The organism is Pseudomonas sp. 008, from assembly GCF_016861935.1.
Classification (GTDB): Bacteria; Pseudomonadota; Gammaproteobacteria; order Pseudomonadales; family Pseudomonadaceae; genus Aquipseudomonas.
Map to the genome: position 1 here is coordinate 1 of NZ_BOMA01000031.1, position 17,644 is coordinate 17,644.

9 protein-coding genes and 1 pseudogene are annotated in these 17,644 nt (G+C 60.1%); 7 read left to right on the forward strand and 3 right to left on the reverse strand.

The genetic code is table 11. From position 1 onward, the window contains the following. Both JUI81_RS31315 and JUI81_RS31320 read left to right on the forward strand, forming a co-directional pair. Positions 1 to 4,725: pseudogene (locus tag JUI81_RS31315) on the forward strand (LapA family giant adhesin); the annotation flags it as partial. Between the two features lie 147 nt (positions 4,726 to 4,872). Further along, on the forward strand, positions 4,873 to 5,211 hold the full coding sequence (locus tag JUI81_RS31320; protein ID WP_019582912.1) for a hypothetical protein: 339 nt from the start codon (positions 4,873 to 4,875) through the stop codon (positions 5,209 to 5,211). Positions 5,212 to 5,259: 48 nt separating this feature from the next. On the opposite strand, the gene lapD is transcribed toward JUI81_RS31320, so the two are convergent. Together lapD and lapG are read right to left on the reverse strand one after the other, a co-directional pair. Then, the gene (gene lapD / locus JUI81_RS31325; protein ID WP_019582913.1) at positions 5,260 to 7,206 is read right to left on the reverse strand and encodes a cyclic di-GMP receptor LapD; all 1,947 of its coding nucleotides are present in this window, start codon (positions 7,204 to 7,206) and stop codon (positions 5,260 to 5,262) included. A gap of 14 nt (positions 7,207 to 7,220) precedes the next feature. Continuing rightward, complete coding sequence (lapG, locus tag JUI81_RS31330) at positions 7,221 to 7,913, reverse strand: cysteine protease LapG (RefSeq protein WP_204125666.1); 693 nt, start codon at positions 7,911 to 7,913, stop codon at positions 7,221 to 7,223. 244 nt (positions 7,914 to 8,157) lie between these two features. Here lapG and JUI81_RS31335 point away from each other — a divergent pair, with 244 nt between their 5' ends. The 5 genes from JUI81_RS31335 to JUI81_RS31355 all read left to right on the forward strand — a co-directional run bounded on the left by JUI81_RS31335 (position 8,158) and on the right by JUI81_RS31355 (position 15,242). Then, positions 8,158 to 8,868, forward strand: coding sequence for a GntR family transcriptional regulator (locus tag JUI81_RS31335; RefSeq protein WP_019582915.1), 711 nt, complete (start codon positions 8,158 to 8,160; stop codon positions 8,866 to 8,868). A gap of 743 nt (positions 8,869 to 9,611) precedes the next feature. After that, complete coding sequence (locus JUI81_RS31340) at positions 9,612 to 10,388, forward strand: DUF3050 domain-containing protein (protein WP_019582916.1); 777 nt, start codon at positions 9,612 to 9,614, stop codon at positions 10,386 to 10,388. Continuing rightward, positions 10,385 to 11,314, forward strand: coding sequence for a diiron oxygenase (locus tag JUI81_RS31345; RefSeq protein WP_019582917.1), 930 nt, complete (start codon positions 10,385 to 10,387; stop codon positions 11,312 to 11,314). Before JUI81_RS31340 ends, JUI81_RS31345 begins: the two co-directional genes overlap by 4 nt. Positions 11,315 to 11,327: 13 nt before the next feature. Beyond that, positions 11,328 to 14,744: a non-ribosomal peptide synthetase gene (locus JUI81_RS31350; RefSeq protein ID WP_204125667.1), complete on the forward strand. Its 3,417-nt coding sequence runs from the start codon at positions 11,328 to 11,330 to the stop codon at positions 14,742 to 14,744. 30 nt (positions 14,745 to 14,774) lie between these two features. Continuing rightward, a complete protein-coding gene (locus JUI81_RS31355; protein WP_204125668.1) occupies positions 14,775 to 15,242 on the forward strand; it encodes an SRPBCC family protein in 468 nt (155 codons plus the stop codon). 136 nt (positions 15,243 to 15,378) lie between these two features. Here the strand turns inward: JUI81_RS31355 and JUI81_RS31360 are convergent, their stop codons facing one another. Next, entirely contained in the window at positions 15,379 to 17,259 is a 1,881-nt protein-coding gene (locus JUI81_RS31360) for a methyl-accepting chemotaxis protein (protein WP_204125669.1), read from the reverse strand. Between the last annotated feature and the right edge of the window lie 385 nt (positions 17,260 to 17,644).

Consider the following 17,644-nt stretch of genomic DNA (forward strand, 5'->3'; position numbering starts at 1 on the left):
CTGGCGGGCGGCAACTCCCTGAGCGTCAAGATCGACGACGCCAAGGGCGGCAACTACGAGAAGCTGGAAGTCGACGGCAAGTCGGCGGACACCTCGGTGACCGACACCCCGGACACCACCACCCTCAGCCTGAGCGCGACCGACTCGGTGGCTGAAGGCGGTTCCATCGTCTATACCGCCACCCTGACCAATGCCGCCGGCACGCCAGTGACCGTCACGCTGAGCAACGGCGCGGTGATCACCATCGATGCCGGCAAAACCAGCGGCACCGTGACCGTTCCGGCTCCATCCGATGACGTCTACAAAGACGCCGGCACAGTCCAGGCGACCATCTCCACCGCCACCGGTGGCAATTTCGAGAATCTGGTGCCGAGCACTGCCCCGGCAGTGACCACCGTCACCGATACCATCGACACCAGCACCGTTTCGCTGAGTGCGACCGCGAACGTCGCCGAAGGCGGAACCGTCACTTACACCGCAACCGTCGGTGCGCCAGTGACGGGTAGCCCGGTCACCGTGTCCCTGGCCAACGGCCAGACGATCACCATCGATGTCGGCAAAACCACCGGTACCGTGACCACCGCCGCGCCGAACGACGCATTGACCGGCCATGCTCCGCTGACCAACTCGATCACCAACGTCAGCGGCGGCAACTACGAGAACCTGGTGGCGGACAAAACGCCGGTCAGCACCACCGTGACCGACACCGTCGACACCACGACCCTCAGCCTGAGCGCAACTGACTCGGTGGCTGAAGGCGGTTCCATCGTTTACACCGCGACCCTGACCAACGCCGCCGGCACGCCAGTGACCGTCACGCTGAGCAACGGTGCCGTGATCACCATCGACGCCGGCAAAACCACCGGCACCGTCACCGTCCCGGCTCCATCCGATGACGTTTACAAAGACGCCGGCACGGTCCAGGCCACCATCTCCACCGCCACCGGTGGCAATTTCGAAAACCTGGTGCCGAGCACTGCCCCGGCGGTCACCACCGTCACCGATACCATCGACAAAACCGAAGTCAGCATCAGCGGCAGCACCTCGGTGACCGAAGGCCAGACCGCCAGTTACACCGTCAGCCTGACCCACCCGGCGCAGACCGAAGTGACCCTGAAAATCGTCTACAGCGGTACCGCCGCCGACGGTTCGGACTTCACCGGCGTGTACACCGTGAAGATCCCGGCCGGCGCCAGCAGCGCGAGCTTCAACGTCGCGACGCTGGACGACAAGCTCACCGAGGGCACCGAGAACTTCGTGGTCAAGATCGACTCGGCCACCGGCGGCAACTTCGAAAACCTCGCGGTCAGCAGCACCAACGGCAGCGTCAGCACTTCGATCATCGACAACGATGCCGCGCCGGTTCTCGACCTGGACGCCAATAACTCCAGCGGCGCCACCGGGGCCAACTACAACGTGACCTTCACCGAAGGCACCACCGGCCAGGGCGTCTCGATCGGCGACACCGACCTGAGCATCACCGATCCGGACAGCACCATGCTGACCGGCGCCACCATCGTGCTGACCAACCGTCAGCCGGGCGATGCGCTGAACCTCGGCAACAGTGTCAATGGCATCAGCATCAACGCCAACAGCCAGGACGGTACGGTCACCCTGACCCTGTCGGGCAACGCGACGCTGGCCGACTACATGCAGCAGATCAAAAACATCAGCTTCACCAACAGCAGTGAGGATCCGAGCACCGTGCCGCGGATCATCACCGTGACGGTGACCGATGGCAGCAATTACTCCAACACCGCGACTACCACCGTCAACGTGGTGGCCGTGAACGACGCTCCGACCGCCGCGCCGGTTAACGTCACCGGTACCGAAGACACCCCGCTGATCCTCGGCTGGTCGACCTTTGGCGTCAGTGATGTCGACAGCCCGGCCGCCAACCTGGGGGTGAAAATCACTCAGCTGCCGGGCGAAGGCAAATTGCAGTACCTGGACGGTGCGACCTGGAAAGACGTAACGACCAACCAGACCATCAGCAAGGCCGACATCGACGCCGGCAAATTGCGCTTCACGCCGGATGCCAACGAATCGGGCGTTGACGGCTACGGTGGCAGCGGCGTGGGCAATAACCAGACGGACTACGCGCAGATCAAGTTCCAGCCAACCGATGGTCAACTGCTGGGCAACACCGGTACGGTGAAAATCGACATCACACCGGTTGCCGACGCGCCATCCCTGAGCGTCGCGGACAACAGCGTCAAGTCCACCGGCCTGATCAAGGAAGTCTGGACCGGCCTGTCGGGCCTGGGCACCGATGGTAGTGGCGCGCCGTCCGGCACGCTGAAATCGGTCATCGACGCCGCAGGCACCCCGAACTCCACCGGCACCGTGACCAACGTGCAGTCCGACGGCGGTGTCACTGCCGGCACGGCCTCGAAAACCTCCGGCCTGATTTACCTCGAAGCCGGCAAGACATACACCTTCAGCGGCACCGGCGATGACAGCCTGTTGGTGACCATCGGTGGCAAGAACGTGGCCGCGACGACTTGGGGTGCAGGCGGCAAGCTGAACGGTTCGTTCACCCCGACCACCAGCGGTTACTACACCCTGGACATCTACCACCATAACCAGAGTGGCCCCGGCAGCTATGACGTCAACCTGTCGGTCAACGGCGGTACAGCGATCGACCTGAGCAGCGCCGGCGTACCGCTGTATACCGGCGTGGCGGATCTGGCCGCCTCTGGCGTGACGGTTTCCGACCTTCACGGCACCAATGGCGAAGGCTACTACGACGGTTACAAACTCAACGAAGGCGCCGAAGGCAGCAGCGTTCACCTATCCGCGATCAAGACCGCGCTGACCGACACCGACGGCTCTGAAAGCCTGAGCGTGAAGATCAGCGGCATGCCAACGGGCTCGGTGCTCAGCGATGGCGCGGGCCACACCTTCACCACCACCAACGGCGAAGCCAACGTTACCGGCTGGAACCTCGGCAGCCTGACCGTCACCCCGCCGCCGTACTACAACGGCCAGTTCACCCTGACCGTGACCTCGACATCCACCGAAGCACTCGGCGGATCGGCACTGAGCACCGCGCAGATTCCGGTCACGGTATACCCAGCGGTCTACAACGCCGTGACCGCCACGGCGGCCGACGACACGATCACCGGCACTGACGGCAACGACATCATGGTCGCCGACATCGGCGGACTGACCGTGGTGCCGGGCACCAATTACAACATCGCGTTCATGGTCGACAGCTCGGGCAGCATGAGCAGCACGTCGATCAACGCCGCCAAGGATTCGTTGACGGCGGTGTTCAACACCCTCAAGCAAAGCCTGGGCGGCAACTCCGGTACCGTGAATATTTTCCTGGCGGACTTCGATAACCAGGTCAACAAATCGGTGTCGGTGAACCTGAACGACCCGAACGCGCTGACCTTGCTCAAATCCGTTCTGGATTCGATGTCGTCCGGCGGCGGCACCAACTACGAGGACGTGTTCAAAACCACGGCCAACTGGTTCCAGAGTGCCGACGCGCTTGCCAACACCGGCGCGAAGAACCTCACGTACTTCATCACCGACGGCAAGCCGACCTACTACCAGAGCGGCGAGCAAACCAACCCGACCTTGTACGGCAACGTGAAGCTCGACGACGTCATCACCACCACCAACTACAAGTTGGGCCAGACCTATTCCAACTACTTGGACAGTACTCACTACCTGACAATCGACAGCGCCGGCAACGTCACGCTGCAGACGCTGAAAAACTCTGGCCGCTGGAGCAGTTCCGAACTGGGCACCCTGCATGCCGAGGGTAACGGCACCTACGAGCTGTCCTATCGCGACGGCAACGGCAGCAGCACCGATTCCACTACCATCGACAATTCAAGCAGCAGCTTCACGTTGCTGAGCAACGTGTCGACGGTGGAGGCCATCGGCCTGAACAAGGACGTCACCCTCACCGACCTCAAGCCGTACGACTCGGATCAAACGCCACAAACCAACATCGACCCCAAGGACCTGGCCAACTCGATCATCGGCCATACCGAAGCGACGATGCCGGGTGCCGACACGGTCAGCGGCGGTGACGGCAACGACCTCCTGTTCGGCGATCTGGTGAGCTTCAATGGCATTGCCGGCGAGGGTTATCAGGCGATGCAGGCGTTCGTCGCCCAGCAAACCGGCGTCGACGTCAGCAAAGTCACCACCAGCAACGTGCACCAGTACATCACCGAGCACTACACCGCGTTCGACGTGTCTGGCGCCCACGATGGTAACGACACGCTGCTGGGTGGCGCAGGCAACGACATTCTCTTCGGCCAGGGCGGCAACGACCTCCTCGACGGCGGCAAGGGCAATGACATCCTGCTCGGCGGCACCGGCAATGACTCGCTGATCGGCGGTCAAGGCAACGACATCCTGATTGGCGGCTCGGGTGCCGACACCTTCATCTGGAAGGCTGGCGACACCGGCAGCGACGTGATCAAGGACTTCAAGGCCAGCGAAGGCGACCGCATCGACCTGCGTGATTTGTTGCAGGGTGAAAGCGGTAGCACGATCGACCACTTCCTGAAGATCACCACCGTGGACGGCGTGTCGTCCCTGCAAGTCAGCTCCGCCGGCAAGTTCAACGGCGCCGACGCGGCAGCGGCCACCCCGGATGTGACGATCAAACTGGAAGGTAACAATTGGTCCAGCGCCAGCATCAACTCGCTGATTGCCGGCAGTGACCCGACCATCAAGATCGATCACAACAACAGCTGATACGCAGGCTGACGGCCGCCCCAACCGGGCGGCCGTCATGTATGCCCATACCTCACGGGTGACGATTTCGTCGTCGCACCGCATACTCGCCTGCGTTGGCCTATGCTGCTGACAGCACGACGCTGGTCCATTTCCGAGGGATGCTTAATGTTTTACGTGCAACGCGATGCGCAAGGTCAGTTAGTGCGCGTGGAAGCCACGGCCTACGCCGAGGCCACGGAAACGCTGCCGGCCGACCACCATGAAATCCAGGCCTGGTATGCCCACGAAGTGGTGGAGACCAGCCTCAAGCAGCTCAAGCAGAGCGACCTGGAGATGATTCGGGTACTCGACGACTTGATTCAGGTGCTGACCCAGAAAGGCGTGATCCGCGTCACCGACCTGCCGCCGGCTGCGCAAGCCAAGCTCATGGACCGGACCCAGGCCCGTGAGGCGTTGGGCGGGTTGAGCCAGTTGATCGATGATGATGAGACGGGGTTGATTTAACCCCTGACGCCGATCATTCCCACGCTCTGCGTGGGAATGATGAGCGGGCTACTGCCAAGGCTTCGGCTCACCCAACAGCTGCCCCTGAACCCCATACAACCCCATCTCGCGAATCACCGACAACTCCCCTTCGGTCTCGACCCGCTCGGCAATCAACGGCAAATCGATGCTGTGCGCCGCTCGCTGAATCGCCTCGATGAACAGGCGCTTGTCGCTCTCCTGATCAATCGCGCGGATGTAACTGCCGTCGATCTTCAGATACGCCAGCCCCAGCCGCGCCAGGTTGCCGATCATGCTGAAGCGCCCACCAAAACGCTGCAGACTAAGGGAGAACCCAAGCTCGCGCAGACGCCGCGTCAGCTGTTCCAATACCGCCTGCTCGGGCAGTTGCTCTTCGCCGATTTCCAGGGTCAGTCGTTCGCCAAGATTCGAATGCTGACGCAGGATATCGAACACTGCGTTCAGCGCCTGCGGGTCCGCCAGTGTCGCCGAAGACAGGTTCAGCGCCAGCGACTCCTCATGGTCGACCATCTGCTCGAGCACCAGTTCCAGCATCAGACGGTCCAGCCGCGCGGTCCAGCCGAAACGCTCAAGCCATGGCAAGAAACGCCCGGCGGGAATGGTCTGGTCCTGCTCGTCGAGCAGGCGCGACAGCACTTTGTAATGCAGTACCAACTCTGTGTCGTGGCTGGCCACTACCGGCTGGAAATACAGCTCGAAACGCTGCTGGTCCAACGCCTGATCCAGCAGGGTGTGCCAGGCATGGTGATCGTCGCCAACCCGCGCCGGCGCGCCCTGATCGAGGCATGCCCAGCTCGGTTCACCCTGGCTTTCTGCCTGGGCCAGTGCCTGATCCGCCAACCCGATCACCGCTTGCGGCGAGTCGCCATGGGCAAACGGCGCCAACCCGATCGAAGCCACCGAAGCCACGTCCGTGGCGCCCGTCGCATGCAGGCTCCCCAAGGCACTTTCGAGGTTACTCGCCAGTTGCAGCGCTTCTTCACGTACCAGCCCCGGCGCCAGCACGGCGAATTCCCCACCACGAATACGCGTCACGAGGTTCTGGGTTTCCGGGTACTTGGCGCACTCGCGGGACAACTGCTCGCCGACCGCTTTCAACAATTCATCGGTACGCTGACCGCCCAGCCGCTGGTTCAAACCGGCCAGATCCTTCACCCGCAACAGCAGCAAATAACCGGAGCTGGCCTGCTCCGAGTTGTTCAATCGCGCGTTTAATTGCATTTCGAAATAGCGCCGGTTGGCCAGGCCGGTCAGGTTGTCCTGATAGGACTCGGCGCGCAGCTTTTCACTGCGTTCGGCCTGCTCCTGGAACAGCGCCTTGAGCTTCTCGACCATCTGGTTCATGGCCTGCACCACCCGGCGCAGTTCCGGGGTGCGCGGCAGTTCTGGCAGGCTTAAGAATTCCCGGCGAGCAATGGCATGGGATTGCTTGACCATGTAGTCCAGCGGCTTCAGTTGCCGACGCAGCAACAACGCGCCCAGCACCGCACTCACCGCGCCACAGAGCAGCAACCAGCCGAGGCTGCCCAACGCGCTCTGCCACAGCTTGGCCAACGCGAACATCGGATGGCTGACCACCTCGACCCGCGCGGCCTGCTCCCAGCCACGGCTGACAATTGCATCACCACCGGCCGGCTCCAGGCCGATCAATTTGACGAACCAGTCCGGCACGTTGGTGACTGCCGGGATGCCGCTGCGCTCGACAATCGTCTTGTCGTTGGCCAGATCGACCACACGGATGCTCGCGTAGTAACCGCTGTCGAAGATCGAGCTGACCAACAACTCGACCATCGCCGGGTCGTCGATGTTCGGCGTCAGGGACAGCGCCAATGCCGTCGCGGCGTCCTGGGCGTGAGAACGCAACTGATTGACGTACTGGGTGCGCGAGCTTTCCAGACTGACCATGAAGCTGCCGGTGAAGGCGACCACCAGGAACAGACAGATAGCGATCAACAGCTGTTTGAACAAAGACATCTGAGCGCGTGCTCCTAGTTAATCGTCTCGACCGGGAAACCTTCGGCCTGCATTTTCTTCAACACGTCCTGCCAGCGAGACAGGCGTTTGGTGTCTCCGACCTTCTTGTTGCCCTTGGCACCCGGCAGCCACAACCCTTCGGCATTGAAAGAGTAGACCGGCAGCAAATCGGTTCGCTGGTTGGCGGGCTTGATCGCATCGATCAGGCTGTCGAGCACCAAAGGCATGGCCTCGGGGCTCGCGTAGTAGGTCAGCACCATGTGCGCGCGGTTCAGTCGCAAAGCCTTGACGTAGGTAATGCGCAGTTTGTCACTGGAGACACCAAGATGACGCAGGCTGAAATATTTGGCGATAGCGTAGTCTTCGCAATCGCCGGCGCCCTTCCACAAGGCTTCGATCGGTGTTTCCCAATAATCGACCTCGTGCCACAGGTCGATGTCTTCTTCGTAGCGCATCTGCTTGTTGAAGAACCGGTTGACCACGTTGAGCTGCTCCAGCTCGCCGACCTGTTTTTGCGTAGCCAGCAACTGCTGCCAGGCATCGATGCGCAGCCGCCCTTCACCCAAAGGTCCGTACAATGCCTGCGCGCGACGGCTGATCAGCGAAAAATCCCAGTCGGCATGCAGCCCGCCCAGCATGACGCCGGCCAGCAGCAGTGCGCAGCCTAGCCAGCGCAAAGTCCGAGGGATCGCGAAACGTACCGCCAATGCGAGGCATCCAGGTCAGGCAGATGGAAAATCTGCTTGATGGTGAAGGTTAGTCTGCTAAAAGACAATGGCACGGTGAGATCACTGCCAACACGCTAAACTTGAATGGCAGGAGCAATAAAGGGATCGCAGGAGCTGCCGAAGGCTGCGATCTTTTTGATTTTCCGATTGTTTGACAACCCGTCAGGCAGTCACTAGTGTCCATTTGGATCCAAATATTTCAGCCAATCAGGGTGCGTTTGTCGTGACACAGAAGCCCAACCCTCTCAGCAGCATCAAGGTCAATGGGCCGATTCCCGCTCATTTGGCACGCTCAGTGATCGAAGAAACCCTGCGCGCAGCCATTCTCGACGGTCGCATTCCCTGCGGCACAGCCCTGCGTCAGCAAGACCTCGCCGACCTGTTCGGTGTTAGCCGCATGCCGGTGCGCGAAGCCTTGCGCCAGCTTGAGGCGCAAGCGCTACTCAACGTGATCGCCCATAAGGGCGCTGTGGTCGCACCGTTGGTACAGGGCGATGCAACAGAGACCTATGAGTTGCGGATCCTGCTGGAGTCCGAAGCCTTGCGTCGGTCGATCCCCCTGCTTGAAGACGCCGATTTCAAACAGGCTGCACGCTACATCGACGAGTTGGAAACGGAACACGACTACACCGAGATCGGCCGGCTCAATCGCCTGTTCCACATGGCGCTTTACCACAAAGCCCCCAACCAGCGGCTGCTGAAACTGGTCGAAGACGGGTTGAACGAAGAGGAACGCTTCCTGCGCTTCAACCTGGAAGCCATGGGCCTTGGCAAACTGTCCCAGGAAGATCACCGAGCGTTGTTGCGGGCCGCCGAGGACCGGGATGTCGAACACTCGGTGATGTTGCTCGAAAACCACCTCAACCGGGGTGTCGAAGTCATCACGCACTACCTCGCGAGCCCTGAGGCGCAGCGCAGGAAAACCTCGAAGTAATCCGTGGCGACAGCTCCGAGCGAGTCATTGAACGGCTCGCCGCGATTTCTGGCTGATCCGCACCTGGACTGCTCAACGAACAAATCTGCTTACAAATCCCCCTTTCGCCCACACCGCGCCGGTGTGCAGCGACTTCATGCCAACTCCCAAAGCCCTGTCACCCCCGAGCCCGATAATTGCACCGATCAGATCATGCAGGGGTGATAGCGAGCGCCGTGAATTACGCTCACTCTTGAGCTGCCAACGAATAATGACGGGCGACGCACCGCACCCCGGAGCAGTCACCCGCACCACAAGAACCAACGGAAGGAGTCTTGTCACGGGAAAGGAAGAACCGGCGTCGCTCCCAGCCAACTTCCACCCCCTCAGATCACATCAATGACCCAAGTAGAAAGTTGCTTCGAGTGAGGCATTCACTCTTTATTTGAATTTTGGCTTATATACGCCGAAAGGAGCAACTACGCCCAAATAAAACTTTATACAAAAGTCTTATTGGAACTTGTCGCGCCTGAGAAAATTGAACTTTCAATTAATTAAAAAAACACTTGCCCGACACTTTATTCATGCATTAGTTTTTCTCCGCCGCCCATAAACACCGGGCCAAGCACTACTCAGCGATTGCATAACCCTAAAAAGCATCAATTCAATTGAGGCACCCGCTCGCCAATAGAAAACTTCAAGCAACCGTTACTTATTGATCAACACCCCCTCAACGGTATTCCAGATTACTTATAGGCTCGCTCATGAAACCGACTAAAGATCGTCTTAATCAGAAGAAAGCAGAACTTAGTGCGCACCCGATCTTTTCTGAAATACATTCGTTATCGGTGCTTCAACGCTTCATGGAAACCCATGTGTTTGCAGTGTGGGATTTCATGTCGCTGACCAAACGCCTGCAACAGGAACTGACCTGCGTTCAGCTGCCCTGGCTGCCGCCACGAGATCCGCAGGCCGCGCGTCTGATCAATGAGATCGTGCTCGGTGAAGAGTCCGATGATCGTCCCGCCCAAGGTCACTACAGCCATTTCGAGTTGTACCTCGATGCGATGCGCGAAGTCGGTGCAAGCACAGTCGCCGTCGAACGCTTCGTGGCGTTGCAAAAAGAAGGCGTGAGCTACGACGTGGCCTTGCAAAGCGTGGACGTCGACCCGGCGGCCGCACAGTTCGTACGCCACACCTTGCACACCGCGTTGCATGCGCCGGGACACAGTGTGGCGGCGGCGTTTCTGCACGGCCGCGAGAGTGTCATCCCGCAGATGTTCCAGCGGATTCTCGACGACTGGGGCATTGGCATCGAACAGGCGCCGACCTTCCGTTACTACCTGGAACGGCACATCGAAGTCGACTCCGAAGACCACGGCCCAGCGGCGGAAAAACTCCTCGCACGCCTGGTCAATGGCGATCCGCAGCGCGAAGAAGACGTATACGCCAGCGCCATCGCCGCCGTGGAAAGTCGCATCGCGCTGTGGGACGGCTTGCGCCTGAGCATGAGCGAACCGGTTGCCGAGGTGAACGCATGAACGCCGCCGACTATCAATCCTTCGCCGACGCCTGGGAAAGCCGCGCAACCATTCGCACCCGCCCCCGGCGTGTGCTGGAGAACGACGACAAGCTGATCTATCCACTGAGCCGCCAGCCGCTGGTGCTGAGCGAAACCTTCCTGCGCGAATGCCCGGAACAACGGGACTTCGCCCTGGTACAGACGCTCTACAAGTTCATCAATGACGTGGTGATTTTCGAAACCGAGATCGTCGACAAGACCGCCCGCAGCATCGCCAAAAACCGCTTCAGCGTGGCGTTCCCGTTCGCCTGTCGCTACGACGCCATGACCGTGGTGGTGGACGAGGATTACCACGCCCTGGTGGCCATGGACTTCATGCAGCAGACCGTCGCCATGACCGGCATCACCCCCATCGAACTGCCGGACGAAATAGAACTAAGCCGTGCCATCCCGGCGGCCGTGGCCCTCGCACCGGAACACCTGCGCAGCGCCGTGGAGCTGATCTGTGTGGCCATCGCCGAGAACACCGTGACCGGCGATGTAGCGGCGTTCGCCAAGGACGAAACAGTCAAGCAATCGATCAAAGGCCTGATGGCCGACCACTTGCTGGACGAGGGCCGTCACTCCGGGTTCTGGTCGCGGCTGGTGCGCATCTACTGGCACACCGCAAGCGAAGACGATCGCCAGTGCATCGCACAAATCCTGCCGGTGTTCATCGGCCATTACCTGACCAACGACATCCAGAAGTCCTTCGACTTCCGCCTGATCGACGCCTTGCAGATCAGCGACGTGGTGCGTCAGGCCCTCAAGAGCGAAGTGTCGGGGCTGGCCTTCCCGATCAATCGCCATCACCCGCTGGTCGCCAACATCGTGCGGTTTTTCCGCAGCAGTTCGCTGCTCGATTCACCGTGCGTGCAAAGCGCCCTGAGCGACTACCTGGTTTAACGAGGAGAACATCATGAGACGTCTCGATATTTTGCTCATCGGGCAAAGCCAGGCCCTGACCGAACTGGCGCTGGAGCTCGAACAACACGGTCATTCACTGGCGCGACTTGCGAATGTGGAAGAATCGCCGCCGGGCCTATTTGATTTGCTGATCGATGATGCGAGCCTGCCATTTCGGGACTTCGGCAATGCGCCGCACCTGATGCTGCAAGTGGGTGTCGGGTTGCCGGGAGCTAGCGGGCTGCCACCGCTGGACCTGCTGTGCACGTACAACTCGACGCCGTTGAGTCGCGTGCCGGTCGCCGAAGAGTTGTCCGGCAACGGCCAGGCATTGCGCCTGCGAGCGGTGGCCGATCTGGTCGATCATGTGGCGCTGCTGGTCAGCCGCTTCTCCCGGGATGCCGACTATTTCCTGCAGGCCGAGCCGACGATTTCCGCGCACTTCGAGCAGGTGGAAAACCTGCAGTTTTTAGAGCACCTGGCCTTCGTCCACCGTCTCAACAACACGGCAGAACCACGACTGCTGCAACTTGGGCAGATCCCGATGATCGAGCGGCTTGAACAGCGCTTTATTCAGTCTGCCGAGCGTGCGGCGCTGAATATCGCCGGCACGTCGCTGAGCTATCGAGAACTGCACGCCCACAGCCGCGCCATCCAACAGCGATTGCAACCGTTGCTCGATCAGCATCAAGGGCCTCTGGTGGTCGGAGTCTGCCTGCCAAAATGCAGTGCGTTGTATGCAGGGATTCTGGCGATCCTCGGCAGCGGCGCGGTGTACCTGCCGCTGGAGCCCAGCCACCCGCTGCAACGTCAGCAGTACATTCTGGAAAACGCTGGGGCGGTGTTGTTGCTGCATGACGGAGAGCATCCACTCAGCGAGACGATGCCGGGGCTGGACATCAGCCGTATCGACAGCGGCGATGTGAACCTCGATCAACCCTTGATGCGCCAACGCCCCGATCTCGACGCGCCATGCATGGCGCTCTACACCTCGGGCACCACAGGTCACCCCAAAGGCGTGCTGCTCAGCCAGGCCAACCTCGCGCACTTCACCGCATGGTACGCCGACTACGTGCAGCTGACCGAACAGAGCCGGGCGTTGCAGTTTTCATCGTTGAGTTTCGACTCGTCACTGATCGATATCTTCCCGACCCTGCTGCAGGGCGCAGAGCTGATCGTGCCCAACGAGGACCAACGTCGCGACCCGCTGCAACTGGTCGAGCTGATCCGCCACCAACAACTCAGCCATGCCTTTTTGCCGCCAGCCTTGCTGAGCATCCTGCCGCTGGATCAGTTGCAGGTCCTCGATCATGTGATGACCGGCGGCGATGTCTGCGAACCCTACGTAGTCCAGCAACTGACCCGCCAAGGCAATCTCTACAACCTCTATGGCCCGACCGAAGCCACGGTGCTGATCACCGCGCGGCAACTGCGTACCGGCGACAGCAACCGGACCCTCGGTGCACCGATTGCCAACAGTCAGGTGCTGATCCTTGATGAGGATTTGCAACCGGTGACCGAGCAAACCGTCGGTGAGTTGTACATCGTCGGCCCGGGGGTGTGCCTGGGTTACCTGAACAATCCGCAGCAGACTGCCGAACGTTATCTGAACCTGCACCTGCCGAACGGCCAGAGCCTGCGCGCCTACCGCTCCGGCGACATGGCCAAGTGGACCGCCGACGGTATCGAGCTGTGCGGACGGCGAGACAATCAGGTGAAGATTCGCGGCTTTCGGGTCGAGCCGGAAGAGATCGAACGCTGCCTGCGCGACAGCCAGCTATACCGTCAGGTGGCGGTGGTCATCGATTGTCATCGGCGGATTCTGGCCTTTCTCGCGCAACCCCAGGAAGCGCAACCCGGTGCCGCTCGCGAAGCCTTGAAAGCCCATGCAATGCAATTTTTGCCGGACTACATGCAGCCGATCGCCTGGACCGAACTGGCAAGCATGCCGTTCGCCAGCAACGGCAAGGTCGACCGCAAAGCGCTGCTGGAATTGCCCGTCAACGTGACCGAAAACAGCCCACGGTGTTTGCCCGCCAGCGCCGATGAAGCGCTGTTGCTGGAAATCTGGGCTGAGCTGCTGGAGCTACCCGCCAGCGATATTTCCACCGACGAAAGCTTCTTCAACCTCGGGGGGCACTCGATCCTGCTGTCGCGCATGCTCCTGCGTTTGCGTGAGGAGTTCGGCCGCAGTATCTCGATCAACCGCTTCATCGAACTGCCGACGATTGCGAAGCTGGCGACGTTGGTGCGAGGCTCCGGGACCGAGGAAGTGTTGAGTGAAAAAGCCCTGGCCGATGCCTTCCGTGAACTGGACATCGAGCCGCTGCCGATCAGCCGAATGGGCGATGTGCACAAGGTGATCGTCACCGGCGCCAACAGCTTTGTCGGTGTGCATATCGTCGAAGCGCTGCTTGCCTGGGGCGCCAGCGAAGTAGCGTGCCTGGTGCGCGATGGCGGTGGGCAATCGGCGGCGCAACGCTTTGCAGATGCGTTGCGGGAAAACCGCCTGGAGCATCTGGACCTGAGCCGGGTGCAGGTTTACGCGGCAGACATCACTCACCCGCAACTGGGGCTCAGCGAAGCGGTTTACGAACGGCTGGATCGAGAGTTCGGCGCACTGGTGCACAACGCCGCCAACGTCAATCACGTCCTCGATTACGAGTCGTTGGCGCGGGATAACGTCGAACCGATTTTCGAGTGTCTGCGCCTGTGTGAAGGCCGCAGCAAGAAGATCTTCAACTTCGTCTCGACGCTCTCCGCGTCCAGCACGATTTCCGACGATGGCCGGGTGCTGGAGTTGCCCGCCGCGCAGACACCGCCGATCTACATCAAGAACGGTTACAACCTGTCCAAATGGGTCGGTGAGCGGATTCTCGAACGGGCGCGGGAACGTGGGGTTCGGGTCAATCTTTACCGCCCCGGCAACATCAGTTTCAACAGCCTCACCGGCGTCTGCCAGCCCCACAAGAATCGCCTGATGCTGATGCTCAAGGGCTCGATCCAGCTCGGTCAGGTACCGGAGTTCGCACTGAATTTCGACCTGATGCCGGTGGATTTTCTTGCCCGTTTCATCGCCTTCCACGCCAGTCGTTACCAGGCCGAAAAAGCGGTGTTCAACCTGCACAATCCCGAACCCCTGAGCTGGGACACCTACGTGGCTTCCTTTCGCGAAGCCGGTCGGGAGTTCTCAATGGTCAGCGTCGCCGACTGGCAGCAGCAATTGGGCCGGGTCGACAGTGATAACGCGCTGTTTGGCGTGCTGGGTTTCTACCTCAACGGCTTCGAGGAAGACATCGGCGACATCTCGATGATCGGCCACGACAACGCCCAGGCCGGCGTACGGCAAATGGGCGCGCACTACCCGGAAAAATCCCCGGCGCTTCTGCGTCGCGGCTGCGACTACCTCAAAGAAATCAACTTCATCTGATTCATCCTAACCCCGCACGGAGCAAAAACCATGAATACTCTGCAACCCGATACCCTGATCAAAAACCCTCAAGGCTGCCACGTTGTGTCTTCGGTGGAAGTACCGGCCGACGCGGCGCAAGTCTGGGCAGTGGTCGGCAATTTTGCCGGCTTCGACCGATTCATTCCGGCGCTGTCGCACATCGAGATGACCGGCGATGGCGTGTCGTCACTGCGCAAGAAATTCTTCAAAGACGGCAACCTGGTGGTCGAACAACTCAACTCCCGGGATAACCAGGCGCTGAACATGACCTGGACCACAATTTACAACACCTTGGGCGTGGCCAATTTATGGGCCGCGATGAGTGTGGAATCCTTGGGCGCAGACAAGTCGCGGGCGACCTGGACGATCATTGCCGAGCCGGCCCAGGGCGGCGCCGAGGCCCTGCCGGGGTTCAAGCAGTTCGTTCAGGGGTTTGCCGATGATGCGATGGGGAATGTGGTGAAGCTGTTTGTGTAGTGCTTCGGTTCAGCGGTGACTGATCTACCGCTATCGCAGGCAAGCTTCGCTCCTACAGGTTAGCTCTTGTAGGAGCGAGCGGTGCGGCGATCCGACTTTCACGCGAAGAACGATAACGCGATCCTACTGACCTCAATCAGATCTTGAAGCTATCAACCAGTTGCTTCAAACGATTGGCCTGCTGGGACAGCGCATCACAATCCTTCAATGTTTCATTGAGGTTGGCCACGCTCTGCTGGTTCAGCAGGTTGATCTGGTTGACATCGACGTTGAGGGTTTCGACCACGGCGGTCTGTTCTTCGGTCGCCGCGGCCACCGATTGGTTCATGCCGTCGATTTCGCCAATACGCTGGGTCACGCTGACCAGTCGCAGGCCGGCCTGGTTCGCCACTTCGACGCTCTGCTCGCTGGACACCTGACTGGCGTTCATCGTAGTCACCGCCTCGCGAGAACCGATCTGCAGCGAACTGATCATCTTGTGGATCTCTTCCGCCGACTCCTGGGTGCGATGAGCCAGGTTGCGCACCTCATCCGCCACCACCGCAAAACCACGACCGGCCTCACCGGCACGGGCCGCTTCGATGGCCGCGTTGAGCGCCAGCAAATTGGTCTGCTGGGAGATGCCTTTGATCACATCCAGAATGTGGCCGATGTTGTCGGTGCTCGCGTTCAGGGTTTCGATCTGCGTGCAGGACAGGCTGATTTTCTGCGACAGCTCGGTCATGGCCTGGATGGTTTGTTCCACCACCTGACGGCCGTCATCGGCCTGTTCGCTCGCGCCGCTGGCGTGTTGCGAAGCATCGGCGGCATTGCGGGCGATTTCCTGGGTGGCGGCGCCCAATTGGTTGATCGCCGCGGCCACGCTGTTGGTGCGGGCGCTTTGTTCGTCGGAGCCGATGATCGAAGCGTTGGACGATGCCATCACCCGTTGCGACAGATCATGAACCTGGCGGGTCGCCGAAGACACTTCGCAAATCGATGCGTGAATCCGCTCCACGAACTGGTTGAAGGAACCACCCAACTCGCCGAACTCGTCTTTGCTTTCTACGACCAGACGACGGGTCAGGTCGCCCTCGCCCTGAGCGATGTCCTGCATCGCACGGCCCATCGTGGTCAGCGGACGCATCAGCACGTTGATCAGCAAGCTCAGCAGCACGGCAATGGCGGTCACGGCGATAAACATCGCGATCAGCGCCGAGGTGCGGAACTGGCTCAGTGGTGCGTAGGCCTTGGCCTTGTCAATCGACAGACCGACGTACCACTCGGCATTCGGCAAACCGCTCACCGGAGTGAACGAAAGGATGCGGTCCTGCTTGTTCAGTTCGACTTGCTGGATGCCTTTCTCGATACGGACACTGGAACCCGGATAGATGTCTTTCAGGTTCTTCATCACTTGGTCTTTGTCCGGACTGACGATCACCTGACCGTCGGCACTGACCAGGAATGCGTGACCGATACCACCGAAGTCCACCGAGTTGATGATCTTCACCAGGGTTTCCAGGCTCAGGTCACCACCGACCACGCCCAGCAGTTCGCTGTTCTTTTTCACCGGTATGGCAACGGTTACCACCAGCCCGCCGACCGCCGCCATATAAGGCGGGGTCAGCATGGTCTTGTCGGCGACCACGGCTTGTTTGTACCAGGGGCGCTGACGCGGATCGTAGCCATCTGGCATCTTCGCGTCGGGGCGCTGGGTGAACATGCCATTGGCCTGCCCGACGTAGGTGAACTGGAAGTTCGAGGTGAGGGCCGGTTGATCGACCAGCCCCGGCAAGTCAGCATTGGCACCCTGATGGGCGACGTTCTGCGCGAGGTTTTCCAGGACCAGCACGCGGCCGCTCATCCAGTTCTGCACGCTGCTGGCAGTCAGGTCGCCTGCTTGCTCAACGGAGGACTCGATGTTTTGCCGAATGGTGTTTCGTTGCAGATAGTCGTTGTACAAAGTGAACAACGCAAACGCCAGCACCACGACGCCTGAAGCGGCCAGCAGGATTTTATGGCTGAACTTGAGATTCATTTCATGGGACTTCTTATGCCAAAAGTGGGGATGCGTTCCGGGTTGCAACATTCCATGTAACAGCGCAGACGGCATTCTGAAGCCGCTCTACTTTGGTGCACGCATGTGTCATCAGTCTTTCGGCACGAGCGGGAGAAAACTTAAGGATTTGTACAAAACGCGTCAGATAACCGCCGAATGGCGTACTAGAAGGGACGGATATTGGGCTTACCGCACGTCATGATCGCGGGTTGGGTGTTTTGGCTGTGGTGTATCGATGAGGGGGGTCTATATCTGATGCTACTGGCTCGAAGGAGTAGCGAGACACGCAGACCTGGATTTGACCCGCTTCAGACTTAGACTTCTATAAGCCCAGAAAGACAAAACCCCTGTCTGCATAAGCAGA